Raw genomic sequence first — 12,840 nt, 5'->3', positions numbered from 1 at the left:
TTGGATCTTTCAGGCGGCCCTGAGCGGCCGTGTGTAAAAAACGGAATAGGGACTTTCGGGATAATCGAGAACCGGACCGCACTCGCTGAACCCGGCCTGCTCATAGAGCCGCCGCGCGGCCTGATAGTTGTGACCGGTTTCCAGAACCAGGCGTGTGAGGCCTTCCCTGGCGGCCAGTTCACTCACGTGCTCAAGGATACGGCGTGCCAGCCCCAAGCCCCGAAACTGGGGGCGGGAATAGAAACGCTTGAGTTCGCCGATACCATCTGCGTGCCGGTACAGCGCGCCGCAAGCCGCGGCTTTCCCATCCACGCGGGCGACGAAAACCGTCGTCTCCGGTCCGTCCATCTCTTCGGCGCTCATGCTGTAGTTGGCCTCGTCCGGCGTCAGGGAGCCGAGTGTGGCGTTCAACTCGCCGATCATGGCGCGCATGTCGTCCGACAGGCGTGTTTCAACGGATATCATTATGGAACTGGAAGCGGTCATCCCGGTGGTGTCCGATTATTCGACGACTTTCGGAACCATGAAGAAATTGTCTTCCGAGGCCGGTGCGTTGCGGACGATATCGTCCGCCTTGTTGCCGTCGGTCACGCCGTCGGCGCGCTTCTTCATGGTCTGCTCGACCACCGAGGTCAGCGGCTCGACACCGTCGATATCGACTTCATCGAGCTGTTCGACGAACCCGAGAATGGCGTTCAGCTCGCCGGTCATGCGGGTGGCGTCGTCGTCGCTCACCTTGATCCGTGCGAGGTGGGCGACGCGCTTCACCGTTTGAGTATCAACAGACATTTGGTCCTCGTTATTCTTTGAGTTTCGCAGATCCGCCAGGTGCCGGATCCTGCATGAGGTCTTGCCTCTGTTTGCGGCGCATTCGCGCCGAAGGCAAGCGTGCTGCCTTGCGTGCCGATGTGTTTTGGATTAAATCGGTACCATTGGTAACCGTAATACGGAGAGCGGCTTCGGCGACCGCGAGGATGCTGTAAAGGAGACCGCCGGTGGCTGAGGTCAGGGAAGGGACTGCAGGAAGACCGCGCGAAAGCCGGGTGACGCAAGCGCTGCTCGAGGCGACGCTGTGCGAGCTGGCCGAACACGGCTATGAGAAAACCGCCATTTCGGCGGTCGCCGCGCGGGCACGGACCAGCAAGCAGGCTGTCTACCGGCGGTTTCGCGACAAGGAGGCATTGATTGCGGCGGCGCTTCAGCAAGCGCTTGCTGCCGCCAATCCCGGTCCGCCGCAGCGAGGCAGCGTGGCGGAGGACCTGAGGCAATGCCTTGCCGCGACTGTCGACGCCTTTCAGGACACACCGCTGGGAGAGGCGATCCGCGCCGTGGTGCCTCATCGGGGAAAGCCGTGTCTGGCGGCGGTTCTGGATGAGGCGGAAGAAGGCAGGCGTCTCCTCATGCGCCAGATCTTCGTTGCAACGCCTTTCGAAGCCGATATGGAGACACGGATCGATCTCCTGCTTGGCCTGATCTATTTCCGTCTGTTCATCCGCGGTGTCAGGATCTCAGGTGAGGACATCGAAACGGCCATTTATCTGGTACTCGGCCTCGTCGCGCCGCGGGATCCGGTGCCCAGGGACGGCTTCCCCGGGATGTGAGCGCACTTGGCCCACACATGGGCGATCACGGGTTCTCCCGTCCGGTTGGCGACCCTGTGATCAAGGGTGATTGGCGTTCTTTTGCCGGGAAGCACATCTTCCAGTCGTTGCGGAGCGCGGAGCCAGCGCCCGAACCTGTTCATATTCACCACTGATGGAGATCCCGATGCCGCTCTACACCTCCAAGTCCGTTCTCCTGGGACTGACCGCGCTGTTTTCCGCTGCTGCCTTCACTGCTTCGGCCGATGAAATCACCACGTTCACCAAGTCGGGCGCTGCCATCGGCGGCACGGATCCCGTCGCCTATTTCACCGAAGGCAAGCCGGTCGCCGGGTCGGATGCGTTCACTGCGGACTATGACGACGTCACCTGGAAATTCGCCTCCGCGGCAAACCGCGATGCGTTCGTTGCGGACCCGGCCAAATACGCCCCGCAATTCGGCGGTTTCTGCGCCTTTGGCGCGGCCATGGGGTTCAAGGTTCCGGTGGTGCCGGAAGCCTGGTCGATCGTAGATGGCAAGCTCTATCTCAACAATTCCCTGGCGGTGCAGGACCGGTTCGAAAAGGACGTTCCCGGTCACATCCAAAACGCCACATTGAACTGGGAAATCATCCGCGAGAAAAAGCCGGAAGATCTGAAAGAACCGATCATCCGCGACTGACGGCGGTGCGCCTGAAGAGCTGAAGCCCGCCAACCGGCGGGCTTCGTGCTGAAGACGAAGACGTGTTCCCGACGGGGATATCAGGCCGTCTTCAGGCCGTAGTTCGCGACAGCACCCAGGACGCTGTCGATCTCGCTGTCCGAGAGGATGTGCGGTGTGCCGATGCTGCGGCTGATGATATAGGCGCGGGCGAGCACTTCCAGCTCTTCCAGGCGCCAGAGGCCTTTTTCAAGGGTCTCGCCGGTAACCACGGCACCGTGGTTGGCCATCAGGCAACCGTGCCTGTCGCGCATGGCGGTGACCACCTCGCCTGCAAGCTCTTCGCTGCCGAACAGGGCGTAACCGGCCAGTGGCACGCTGTTGCCGCCGAACAGGGCGATCATGTAGTGGCAGGCCGGAATTTCCTCGCGGTTGATGGACAGCGCCGTGCAATGCACCGGATGGGCGTGCACGATGGCGTGCATCTCGGGTTTTGCCTGCAGCAGCGCCAGGTGGAACTGCCATTCTGTGGAGGGCGGCAGAGATCCTTCCGGCTCTCCCTGTCCGTCAAGAGGTATGGACACCAGCATGTCGGGCGTCATCCGGTCGTATGGAACACCCGAGGGCGTGATGATCATCCGGTCGTCCGCGCGGGCCGAGATGTTGCCGGAAGTGCCCTGGTTGATCCCCCGGCGGTTCATGTCCCGGCAGGCGTCGATAATGGCCTGCCTGAGGTCCGGCGTGTCCCGGTAGGGTGGTTTCAGCATGATTTCACGCGAGCTCCAGCAATTGTGCGGCGGTTTCTGAACAGGTGGCGACATGGGTGGCGTAACCGCCGCGAATGGCGGCGAGCATCGGGGCCGCCCGCTCGGGACCGGAACCGACCAGCAGACCCATGTCCTTGTTTTTCATCTGGTCGAGGGTGACGGCGATCATGCGGTTTTCGATCTCCCGCAGGACGGGGTTGCCTTCGTGATCGATCAGCCGGCCGCAAATGACACCGATCGCGCCCTTTTCGGCGCAGGCATCCACTTCGGACCGGTCGAGCAGCCCTGCATGAACCACGTGGCTGCCGGCGGTGCAGGTGCCGCAGGCGAAGATGGTCTTGTTGCAGTCGGCGACGGCATCGAGCTGCTCGCGGATCACCGGTTCCTGCTTGAGACGGTCGACGAGTTGTTTGTCCGAGAGCAGCAGCGGCACATGCAGGTTGACGCAGTGGGCACCGTAGCGGCGCGCCAGCGTGGCCGAGCAGGTTTCGGCGGCAAAGCCGAGTGCGGCGGGCCGCGATCCGACAAGCTGCACGACGGTCAGCCCGTCGATGGTGACACGCGGAGCGGCTTCCGCGACCCGGTAGACGGTCTCGCCCCATGCCACCCCGAGGCGGTCCCCCGGCTCCAGCAGGCTTGGCAGCCAGTCTGACACCACCCGGGTCACCCGGTCGAGCGACTGGTCCGCACCGTCCGGGGAGGAGGGCACGACGATGGCGTCGCGAAGGCCGAACTTGTCCACGAGGGCACGAGCCAGTTGCTGGTCGCGGAAAATGTCGCTGTCCAGCGTGATCCGGACGTAGTCCCGCCGCCGCGCCTCGGACAGGTAATTGACCACCGTCGCGCGCGAGATGCCGAGCCGTTCGGCGATCTCGTTCTGGTTCATGCCGTCCTGGTAATAGCACCAGGTCACCTCGATGATCGCTTCATCCTGGGACCGGGTGCGCGTGACGGTTTTCGCATCGCCCGACCGGGACGATCTGCCGGGGGCCGGTGTCATGCGCTCTTTTCGAGATTGGCGAGATCGGGAAACAGACCGGCAAGCCCCTCGGCGCTCGCCTCGCAAACACCGCGTTCGGTGATCAGGCCGGTGACCAGATGGTTCGGCGTCACATCGAAGGCCGGATTGCCGCCGGGCGTGCCGGGCGGCGTCACCTGAACCTGGCCGATGGTGTCCTCCGCCGTTAGACCCTGAATATGCGTTACTTCGCGCTCGTTACGTTCCTCGATGGGAATTTCCACGACGCCGTTGTCCACCGTCCAGTCGATGGTCGGGGAGGGGAGGGCCACATAGAAGGGTACGTCGTTCGCCTTGGCCGCCAGCGCTTTCAGATAGGTGCCGATCTTGTTGCACACGTCGCCCCTGCGGGTGGTGCGGTCCGTGCCGACGATGACCATGTCGACAAGGCCATGCTGCATCAGATGGCCACCGGCATTGTCGGTAATGTAGGTGTGCGGGATGCCGTGGCTGCCGAGTTCCCAGGAGGTCAGTGCTCCCTGGTTGCGCGGGCGGGTCTCGTCGACCCAGACATGGATGGGGAGGCCGGCGTCATGGGCCTGGTACATCGGGCTCGTCGCCGTGCCCCAGTCGACTGTGGCGATCCAGCCGGCGTTGCAATGGGTCAGCAGCCGGACGGGTTCGCCGTCCTTCTTGGTAGCCGCGATCTTGCGGATGATCTCCAGCCCGTTGAGGCCGATGTTTCGGTTGATCTCCACATCCTCGTCGGAAATCTCGTGCGCCAGCTTCAGGGCGGCGGCGGCACGCTCGTCTTCGGGCAGGGTCTTCAGCCGGGTGCGGCAGCGGTTGAGCGCCCAACGCAGGTTGATCGCCGTCGGACGGGTCTTGTCGAGATAGTCGAAGGCTTCGTCCAGATGGGCGTCGGACGGGTCGAGCCGGGCGGCCAGCGCCATGCCGTAAGCGGCGGTCGCGCCGATCAGCGGTGCGCCGCGAACCCGCATTTCCACGATCGCATCGGCGAAATCGCGAAGCGTATCGACCTGCTGGATGCGGAAGTCGTGCGGCAGCCAGCGTTGATCGATGATCTGCAGGGCGGACTGGTCCTCATCCCACCAAAGCGAGCGGTAATGTGTGCCGTTGACCTTCATAGGATGTCCTTTGCATTGAATTGGCGGGCGAGATCGAGAAGCGACGCTGTCGAGCCGAACTCACCGGCGCGCAGAATGAGCTCCGCACCCATGGCCAGGTTGCGGGCTTCGAGACGGCTTCTCACTTGGGTGTCCTCGATGTCCTCGAAATCGGCATTGTGGGCGAGCGACAGCGTGCGGCGGTGCATCTCGATGCCGCAGAAGCCGAGCGCGTCGGTGCGGATGTCCGCCAGCAGGTCCTCGCAGATGCCGGTGCTGGGCTGGTCCTGGTCCTCGAACAATGCGGCGGGATAAAGCATGCCGGTGCGCTCGCTTTCCCAAAGTGTCCTGAATTCGGTCTCGAAGGAGGCGAACACCTCGTCGATGATCCTGAGAATCCACTCCTGGTAGGGCTCCAGCCCGGCGGCGTCGCGATGGGCAGGCTGGCTGAAATAGGCCATCAGGAAGTTGGCGACGAGCATGCCGATGTCGAAGCCCATCGGCCCGTACTGGACGAATTCAGGATCGATGACCTTGCTTTCGGTTTCCGTCGACATGATCGAACCGCTGTGCAGATCGCCATGGAGCATCGTTTCCGTGTTTGAGGCGAACTTCATCAGCATGCGCTGCGCCTGCGCCTTCATACGCACATTTCCACGCAGTTCCGCCACCACGGGATCGAGGCCCGGCGTGTGGTGGTTCATCTTGGCGTCGTAATAGGGATCGGTGAAAACAAGCGCCTCGGTGATGGCCGGGATCTCGATGTTGCCGGAGAACAGGCCAACGTCCTTTTTCTTGTCGGCGCTCTTCAGGGAGAGCTCGGAGCCGCGGAACGCCGTGCGTGCGCAGAACCGTCCGAGGAATTGACCAAGCCCGTCGACCTTTTCACCGTCGATCAGTTTGCGGCGCAGGATCTTGTGGGGCGAAAGAAACTCCATCACGATCAGAGCCTGGGCCTCGTCGAAATGGAAGACCTCCGGGACAGACCCGGGATCGCGTTCCGCCTGTCGGACAAGCGCATTGTTCTCGTAATAGGCGCGATAGAGCGGCAAAGGCCAGCTGTCTCCGACCAGGCGCACATAGGGCAGGGCCTGCTTGACGATTACCGTGCCTTGCGGCCCTTCCACGATGAAAACGAGATTCAGGTTGCCGTCGCCAACTTCCTTCACTGTCCATCGGTACGGGTCGGAGCCGACGCGTTCGGCAATCACGGGCACCGCCGAAAGACGGGTTCCAAGCTCTTCAGGGGTTAACGGGCGATAGAGATCCGGCGTGTCCATCTTGCTGTACTGTCCTCCCTATTTTTCCCGAATAAAGGTCAAGATTGTTCAAAAGTCAACTCAGTTGACAAATGACTATTTTACGTGCTGTAACGATTGCAGCGAGAGAGGAGCTCGTCAAAAATTGGGAGGAAAGGTGAAAGAAGTCACCTGTACATTGAACGGTCTGGAGAAGTCCTTCGCTCGCAATCACGTGCTGCGCGGCATCGATCTGCAATTGCGCGCAGGCGAGGTCACGGCCCTGATGGGAGCGAACGGTGCGGGCAAGTCGACGCTGGTCAAGATCCTGTGCGGCTACCATTTCGCGGATTCCGGTCGGATGGAGCTGGGCGGTGCACCCTTTGCGCCGGCCGATGCGGCCGACGCCATTTCCAAGGGCGTCGTCACTGTGCACCAGTCCATCGACGATGGCGTCATTCCAGATCTCGACGTTGCGACAAATCTGACTCTCGACCGGCTGACGGAACCGGGCGTCGGCCTGTTCGTCAACGACCGCAAGCTCCGCCGTCAGGCCCGTGCGGTCGCCGAAAGCATGGGGCTGACGATGGACGTGCGCACTCGTGTCGCGGACCTTGATGTCGCCGACCGCCAGATGATCGCCATCGCCCGGGCAATGGCAAGATCCCCGAAACTGCTGATCCTCGACGAGCCGACATCCTCCCTGTCCGCTTCGGAGGCGGATCGTCTATTCAATCTGATCGACAGGCTCAGAGCCGACGGCGTCGCCATCTTGTATATTTCCCATCGCATGTCCGACATCCGCCGGGTGGCGGACCGGATCGTCTCCATGCGTGACGGCACCATTTCAGGTTTCTTCGACACGGAACCGCTCGATTATGTCGGCGCGGTCAACGCCATGCTCGGTCATCAGATGACCGAAGTCGACATCGACCCGGTTACGGGGGGCGAAGCTGTTCTTGAGGCCAGGGAACTGCGGTTGTTCGCGGACAGCCCGCCCATCGATTTCACGGCCAGGGAAGGCGAGGTCATCGTGTTCACCGGGCTTCTGGGCAGCGGTACGACCGAACTCGCCGAGGTTCTTTTCGGCCTTGCCGAACCGGCGGACGGCGTGCTGCTTCTCGACGGCAAGGCCTACCGCCCGGAAAGTGCGGCGGAAGCCGTTGCCAGCGGCGTGTTCATGTCGCCCAAGGATCGCAGCGTGAATGCGGTGATTGCCGATTTCGACATCGCCGACAATATGACGCTACCCTTCCTGAAGGCGTTCAGCCGGTTCTCTTTTCTGAGCGAGCGCGCCCAGCGGCAGGCCAGCAGGGACATGATCGGCAGGATCGGCGTCAAATGCCAGAGCGAGCGGGACGGCATCGGCACCCTATCAGGCGGCAATCAGCAGAAGGTCATGATCGGCCGCTGGCTGCTTGAAGACGCGCGTGTGCTCTTGCTCGACGAGCCGTTCCAGGGCGTGGATATCGGGGCCCGGCGGGATATCGGTAAGTACATCCGCCAGACCGCCGCCGGCCGCACCACACTCGTTTTCGTCGCGGAAATCGACGAAGCCCTCGAAATCGCGGACCGGATCATCGTGCTGAACGAGGCGATGATCGCCGGTGAATACGTCAACAGGGACGTGGACCTGAACCATCTGGTCGCGGCTGTATCCGGTCCTGCCCGGGCGCAGGCTTCAGGCCAACCGTTTCCCACGTCTCCAAACCAGGCAATGGCATGAATTCCAACGACACATCCAGGTCCGCACTCGAACTCGCCATCCGCTACGGCTTCATCGTGCTTTTGTGCGGGCTTGCGGTCTTCTTCAGCATCTACGCCAGCGGCTTTGCCAGCGCCCGGTCGGCGGTGTTCATTTTTCAGTCGGTGGCTATCACCGGCATTCTGGCCCTTGGCGTGACCTGCACGCTGGTTGTCGGCGGCTTCGACCTGTCGATCGGCTCGGTCGCGACCTCCGCACTCATGCTGTCGGCCTATACGATGGTGATCCTTGAACAATCGGCGTTCGTGGCTGTGGTCGTGTGCCTGGCCATGGGCGCCCTTGTCGGGCTGATCAACGGGCTGCTGATCGTGAAGATGCGCGTTCCCGACCTTCTCGCCACCCTGGGGATGATGTTCCTTCTGATCGGCCTGCAGCGCATTCCGACCCAGGGCAATTCGATCGCAACCGGCATGAACCTGCCGGACGGCTCGGTTGCCGAAGGCACGTTTTCCGCTGCCTTCCTGTGGCTGGGGCGGCACCGGTTCGATCTCTTTCTGGATCGGCTGCTGCCGGTGCCGGTGGTTGTCTTCCTGCTGATCGCCCTGATCATCTGGCTGTTTCTCGGCTACACGCGCCATGGCCGACTGATGTATGCCATTGGCTCCAACGAGCGCGCCGCCGGGCTGGTCGGCACCAATGTGCATCGCTACAAGATCGTCGCCTACATGATTTCCGGCATGCTCGCCTCGGTCGGCGGTATCCTGCTTGCCGCCCGCCTCGGCCGCGGCGACATTGCGTCGGGCAACAATCTTCTGCTCGACAGTGTAGCCGCCGCCCTGATCGGCTTCGCGGTTCTGGGCGCGGCGCGTCCGAACGCCTTTGGAACAGCGGCGGGCGCGCTTTTCGTCGGCATTCTTCTTCAGGGGCTCACCATGATGAACGCCCCTTATTACATGCAGGACTTCGTCAAGGGCGCCGTGCTTGTCGCCGCCCTTGTCTTTACGTTCTACCTGTCTTCGCGTCGCGGCGGCAGGAGAACAGCGTGACGCCGCAAAGGCGCCCGTTCGAAAAATGGGAGGATACACAATGTTGAGACGTGAATTCATGAAGCTCGCGGTTGCCGCCGGGCTGGGACTGTCCGGCAGTGGCCTTGCGCTCGCCGCCGACATGCCGGCTCCGTTCGATAAGCCCGAGGATGTAAAGATCGCGCTGGTGCGTTACCTGTCCACCGGTGACTTCTTCCAGTCCTATCTTTCAGGCGTCGAAAAACAGGCCGAGGCACTCGGCGTGGACTTGCGCGTGCTGGACAGCCGCCAGGATGCCGCTCTTCAGGCCGACATGGTCGATCAGGCAATCGCGCTGGGCGTGGACGGCATCATCATCCAACATGGGCTGACGGAATCCATGAAACCCGCCGCCCAACGTGCGGTCGAGGCCGGGATCAAGGTCGTTGCCTTCGACGTCAACGTCGAAAATGATGCCATTCCCCAGGTCGAGCAGTCCGATTATCTTCTTGGCAAGCTGGCCCTGGAACAAGCCATCAAGGACAATGGCGACAGCTTCACCGCAGGCTATGTCTATGTGCCGGGCATTGCCCCGCTCGACCGGCGTGACGTTGCCTGGAAGGAAGTCAAGGAAGCCAATGTCGGCATCAAGGAAGCGGCCATGTTCGGCACGCTTGACAACCCTATCGCCAATTCGGTCGCCAACCAGGCACGGTCCGTTCTGCAGGCCAACCCGACGATTTCCGTCGTTTTCGCCCCCTATGACGAATTCGCCAAGGGCGTGAAGATCGCCGTCGATGAAGCAGGCCTCAGCCAGGACATCAAGATCTACTCCGCCGATGTCTCGACCGCGGATATTTCCGCCATGCGCGAACCGGACAGTGCCTGGGCCGCGACGGTCGCAACCAACCCGGCCGTTGTCGGCGAAGTGAGCGTGCGTACGCTTGCGCTGATGCTGGCCGGTGAAAACCCGGGCAAGCAGGTCATCGTCCCGCCGACGCTGATCACCCAGGACTTCCTCAACGAACAGGACGTGAAGAACATGTCGGACCTCGGCGAGAAAATGCCGCAGTTCCAGCATGCGGATGTCTCCACCGCCGAGTGGATCCCGCTGCCCAAGCGGTAATCCGCCAGCCGTCGTTAACAGCGGAAACGGATGAGCAACAAACTTCGAAAGCCCGGCAGAGATGCCGGGCTTTTCAGCATGATGACAACCGCCGTCATCCCGGCCAAGCGAAGCGCGAGCCGGGATCGGAGAGCTGCAAGCCATTGTCGTAAATGAGGTCTTTCTATAAATACCCCTCGGCTCACCGATCCCGGATCTACGCTCCGCTGCGTCCGGGATGACGAATTGAAGGGTTATCGACAGTCTGGAAGGCCCGGCAGAGATGCCGGGTTTTCATGGTTCAAGAGATGCGAAAAGAGGCATGGTGACGGACTGTCTTCAATTTATCTGCGTCGCGGGTCTTTAAATACGCAAGTGCCGGTGTTAAATCCTGAATATTATATTCAGCTTTATGAGGTGCTCCATTGGCCAGCCGTCCGAAACGCCTTCCCCGGGTCCTTACAGTCCGGCGTGCAGACTATCTCAGCCCGAACATGATCCGCGTCACCTTTGCCGGGCCCGAGCTGGAAGGCTTTCCGCCGGGACATGAGGGCGCGAACTGCAAGCTGATCCTGCCGCGCGAGGGCGAAAGCCGTGAAGAGTTCGAAACCTTTTTTGCGCCCGACGGGCCCGAGGAGAAGGTTCATGCGGTGCGGACCTATACCATCCGCAGCTTTCGCCCCGAGAGCCTGGAGCTGGACATCGATTTCGTCGCTCATGGTGACAACGGTCCGGCAACGCGCTGGGCGCAGCGCGCAACGGAGGGCTCGTTCCTCGGTCTTCTGGGCCCCGGCCCGGCGAAACTCACGGATTTTTACGCGGACTGGTACCTGGTCGCCGCCGATCTCTCGGCTCTGCCGGTAGCCGAGGCAACGCTTGAGGCCCTGCCTGCGGACGCACAGGGGGTTGCCGTTTTCGAGGTGCCTTCCACGGAGGACATCCGCAGCATAACCGCGCCGACGGGCGTCGAGGTGACCTGGCTCGTTCAGGAGGACGTCCACAAGCCTTCGACCGCACAGGTGGACCTGATCCGTGGGCTGGACTGGCCGTCTGGAACCATTCAGACCTGCATTGCCGGCGAAAGCTCGGTCATCCGGGCGCTGCGCGACTATCTGCACAACGAGCGGAGCGTGCCGAAGAAGGACACCTACATTTCCGGATACTGGAAGATCGGGCTGATCGAAGACCAGCACCAGCAGATGAAACGCGCGGAAGCGGCGGCGGTTCAGGCGTAGGGGCTTCTTATGCCCTTACTTGTGCCGCGGTCCGGGGCACAGGGATTTCCTGATTGCCTCGAGTGCAGCCACGATTGCCGCCCTGTGGCCGGCGTTGCTGCAGAGAAACTCCACGTCTACATCGTTTGTGGTCAGGCCCAGATTGAAGCCAGCTTGCGGAACGATCCTGGCGGCCATCGTCTTCAGGACCTCTTCAAGCTGCGCCGGTGCGAAAGCATGCCGGGCACTCACGTGGGCAAGCGCGACGGGTTTTCCAGGAAACCGCTGACAGCCGACCATCCAGTCCAGCGTGTTTTTGAAACTTCCGGGCAGGCCGTGCATATATTCGGGAACCGCGAACAAAAGGCCGTCTGCCGCGGCAACCTGATCGCGCAGGTCCCGCGCCGCTGCCGGGAGGAGGGTGTCATGGTCCAGATCCGGGGTGAAGTGGGGAAGCTTGGCGACGCCTTCATATCGACGGACGGAAAGCCCCTCCGGGACAAGCCGCTCCACGGCGGTCAGTAGTGCCCGATTGGAGGAGGCGGCACGCAGGCTGCCGCAAAAGGTGATGATCTGAAAGTGCATGGCACCGGTCCGACTCCGAGAATGAAGACAGCCTAGCGGATTCGTCGTTGCATGTGAGCCGTTAGCCCGTTGTCAGACTTCACCCATCGCCTTGCGGAACCGGTTGACGCTTTCGGCGAACCCGCAAACCAGTGCATCGGCGGTGAAGCCGTGGCCGATGGACATTTCACGGATGAAGGGAGCGCGGGCGAGTAACGCCGGGATATTTTCGACCGTCAGGTCGTGCCCGGCATTGACGCCGAGGCCGCAGGCACGGGCAGCTTCCGCCGTGGCAACAACCTTGTCGAGTTCCTTCACCGCTTTGGCCGGATCGTCGTAACAGGCGCCATAGGGGCCGGTGTAGATCTCGATCCGCTCCGCACCCAGCCGGGCCGCATGTTCGGGCGCAGCGGGATCCGGATCGCAGAAGAGCGACACGGTCACTGACCATTCCTTAGCGGCAGCGATGGCTGTTTCAAGCGCTGCGGTATCTTTGGCGAAATCCCAGCCATGGTCCGAGGTGGTCTGCTCCGGATCGTCCGGCACAAACAGGACCTGCTCCGGGCGGGCCGCCTCGACCAGTTGCATGAAATCCGTGGTGGGGAAGCCTTCCAGGCACAGTTCCTTGTTCGGGAACCGGTCCTCGATCAGCTCGGACAGCTCGAAGACGTCCGTCTTGCGGATGTGGCGCTCGTCCGGGCGCGGATGCACGGTAATGCCCTTGGCACCTGCTTCCATGGCAATCGCGGCAAGTCCGGTGACGCTCGGCCAGGGCAGGTCGCGGCGGTTGCGCAGCATGGCGACGGCGTTGACGTTGACGGAGAGGCGGGAAACAGCGGCCATTGTCGGAAATCCGGATGAAATTGTTACCAGCCCGCTTTAAGCGTCTGGATCATTCCTGCAAGATTATTTTGAAA

The 12,840-nt window shown here is 62.0% G+C and carries 14 protein-coding genes; 6 read left to right on the top strand and 8 right to left on the bottom strand.

Going from position 1 to position 12,840, the window contains the following annotated elements; translation table 11 throughout:
* Positions 1-9: 9 nt before the first annotated feature.
* Both Q1B40_RS17845 and gatC read right to left on the bottom strand, forming a co-directional pair.
* The gene (locus Q1B40_RS17845) at positions 10-486 is read right to left on the bottom strand and encodes a GNAT family N-acetyltransferase (RefSeq protein WP_299817274.1); all 477 of its coding nucleotides are present in this window, start codon (positions 484-486) and stop codon (positions 10-12) included.
* A gap of 15 nt (positions 487-501) precedes the next feature.
* Positions 502-789, bottom strand: a complete 288-nt coding sequence (gene gatC / locus Q1B40_RS17840) for an Asp-tRNA(Asn)/Glu-tRNA(Gln) amidotransferase subunit GatC (protein ID WP_299817272.1) — start codon at positions 787-789, stop codon at positions 502-504.
* Between the two features lie 206 nt (positions 790-995).
* Here gatC and Q1B40_RS17835 point away from each other — a divergent pair, with 206 nt between their 5' ends.
* Positions 996-1,601, top strand: a complete 606-nt coding sequence (locus Q1B40_RS17835; RefSeq protein WP_299817270.1) for a TetR/AcrR family transcriptional regulator — start codon at positions 996-998, stop codon at positions 1,599-1,601.
* A 166-nt stretch (positions 1,602-1,767) separates the two neighbouring features.
* The gene (locus Q1B40_RS17830) at positions 1,768-2,262 is read left to right on the top strand and encodes a YHS domain-containing (seleno)protein (protein WP_299817268.1); all 495 of its coding nucleotides are present in this window, start codon (positions 1,768-1,770) and stop codon (positions 2,260-2,262) included.
* Positions 2,263-2,342: 80 nt separating this feature from the next.
* On the opposite strand, the gene Q1B40_RS17825 is transcribed toward Q1B40_RS17830, so the two are convergent.
* The 4 genes from Q1B40_RS17825 to mtnK are packed head-to-tail and all read right to left on the bottom strand — an operon-like array spanning position 2,343 to position 6,373.
* The gene (locus Q1B40_RS17825) at positions 2,343-3,008 is read right to left on the bottom strand and encodes a class II aldolase/adducin family protein (protein ID WP_299817266.1); all 666 of its coding nucleotides are present in this window, start codon (positions 3,006-3,008) and stop codon (positions 2,343-2,345) included.
* 4 nt (positions 3,009-3,012) lie between these two features.
* Positions 3,013-4,008, bottom strand: coding sequence for a sugar-binding transcriptional regulator (locus tag Q1B40_RS17820; protein WP_299817264.1), 996 nt, complete (start codon positions 4,006-4,008; stop codon positions 3,013-3,015).
* Positions 4,005-5,114, bottom strand: coding sequence for an S-methyl-5-thioribose-1-phosphate isomerase (gene mtnA, locus Q1B40_RS17815; RefSeq protein ID WP_299817262.1), 1,110 nt, complete (start codon positions 5,112-5,114; stop codon positions 4,005-4,007). Before mtnA ends, Q1B40_RS17820 begins: the two co-directional genes overlap by 4 nt.
* Positions 5,111-6,373 carry an S-methyl-5-thioribose kinase gene (mtnK, locus tag Q1B40_RS17810; protein WP_299817259.1) on the bottom strand — a complete coding sequence of 421 codons (1,263 nt, stop codon included), beginning with the start codon at positions 6,371-6,373 and terminating at the stop codon, positions 5,111-5,113. Before mtnK ends, mtnA begins: the two co-directional genes overlap by 4 nt.
* A gap of 136 nt (positions 6,374-6,509) precedes the next feature.
* Between mtnK and Q1B40_RS17805 the strand changes: the two genes are divergently transcribed.
* The 4 genes from Q1B40_RS17805 to Q1B40_RS17790 all read left to right on the top strand — a co-directional run bounded on the left by Q1B40_RS17805 (position 6,510) and on the right by Q1B40_RS17790 (position 11,380).
* Positions 6,510-8,057 (top strand): sugar ABC transporter ATP-binding protein, encoded by a 1,548-nt coding sequence (locus tag Q1B40_RS17805; protein ID WP_299817257.1) that lies wholly within the window; start codon positions 6,510-6,512, stop codon positions 8,055-8,057.
* Positions 8,054-9,082, top strand: coding sequence for an ABC transporter permease (locus Q1B40_RS17800; protein WP_068416293.1), 1,029 nt, complete (start codon positions 8,054-8,056; stop codon positions 9,080-9,082). The genes Q1B40_RS17805 and Q1B40_RS17800 overlap by 4 nt, the downstream gene beginning before the upstream one ends.
* Positions 9,083-9,140: 58 nt before the next feature.
* Positions 9,141-10,166 carry a substrate-binding domain-containing protein gene (locus Q1B40_RS17795; RefSeq protein WP_299817760.1) on the top strand — a complete coding sequence of 342 codons (1,026 nt, stop codon included), beginning with the start codon at positions 9,141-9,143 and terminating at the stop codon, positions 10,164-10,166.
* Positions 10,167-10,570: 404 nt separating this feature from the next.
* Positions 10,571-11,380 carry a siderophore-interacting protein gene (locus tag Q1B40_RS17790; RefSeq protein ID WP_299817254.1) on the top strand — a complete coding sequence of 270 codons (810 nt, stop codon included), beginning with the start codon at positions 10,571-10,573 and terminating at the stop codon, positions 11,378-11,380.
* A gap of 15 nt (positions 11,381-11,395) precedes the next feature.
* Here the strand turns inward: Q1B40_RS17790 and Q1B40_RS17785 are convergent, their stop codons facing one another.
* Together Q1B40_RS17785 and Q1B40_RS17780 are read right to left on the bottom strand one after the other, a co-directional pair.
* A complete protein-coding gene (locus Q1B40_RS17785) occupies positions 11,396-11,944 on the bottom strand; it encodes an NADPH-dependent FMN reductase (protein WP_299817252.1) in 549 nt (182 codons plus the stop codon).
* A gap of 72 nt (positions 11,945-12,016) precedes the next feature.
* Complete coding sequence (locus Q1B40_RS17780) at positions 12,017-12,766, bottom strand: pyridoxine 5'-phosphate synthase (RefSeq protein ID WP_299817250.1); 750 nt, start codon at positions 12,764-12,766, stop codon at positions 12,017-12,019.
* Positions 12,767-12,840 lie beyond the last annotated feature (74 nt).

This window comes from uncultured Roseibium sp., assembly GCF_947496995.1.
Lineage (GTDB): Bacteria > Pseudomonadota > Alphaproteobacteria > Rhizobiales > Stappiaceae > Roseibium.
The sequence above is the reverse complement of the archived record's forward strand: the minus strand, read 5'-3'. Positions and strand labels throughout refer to the sequence as shown.

Coding starts and splice junctions, on each gene's coding strand:
- Q1B40_RS17825 (WP_299817266.1), bottom strand. CDS start 3,008: ATGCTGAAACCACCCTACCGGGACACGCCGGACCTCAGGCAGGCCATT.
- Q1B40_RS17830 (WP_299817268.1), top strand. CDS start 1,768: ATGCCGCTCTACACCTCCAAGTCCGTTCTCCTGGGACTGACCGCGCTG.
- Q1B40_RS17780 (WP_299817250.1), bottom strand. CDS start 12,766: ATGGCCGCTGTTTCCCGCCTCTCCGTCAACGTCAACGCCGTCGCCATG.
- gatC (WP_299817272.1), bottom strand. CDS start 789: ATGTCTGTTGATACTCAAACGGTGAAGCGCGTCGCCCACCTCGCACGG.
- Q1B40_RS17795 (WP_299817760.1), top strand. CDS start 9,141: ATGAAGCTCGCGGTTGCCGCCGGGCTGGGACTGTCCGGCAGTGGCCTT.
- Q1B40_RS17800 (WP_068416293.1), top strand. CDS start 8,054: ATGAATTCCAACGACACATCCAGGTCCGCACTCGAACTCGCCATCCGC.
- Q1B40_RS17845 (WP_299817274.1), bottom strand. CDS start 486: ATGACCGCTTCCAGTTCCATAATGATATCCGTTGAAACACGCCTGTCG.
- Q1B40_RS17820 (WP_299817264.1), bottom strand. CDS start 4,008: ATGACACCGGCCCCCGGCAGATCGTCCCGGTCGGGCGATGCGAAAACC.
- mtnK (WP_299817259.1), bottom strand. CDS start 6,373: ATGGACACGCCGGATCTCTATCGCCCGTTAACCCCTGAAGAGCTTGGA.
- mtnA (WP_299817262.1), bottom strand. CDS start 5,114: ATGAAGGTCAACGGCACACATTACCGCTCGCTTTGGTGGGATGAGGAC.
- Q1B40_RS17785 (WP_299817252.1), bottom strand. CDS start 11,944: ATGCACTTTCAGATCATCACCTTTTGCGGCAGCCTGCGTGCCGCCTCC.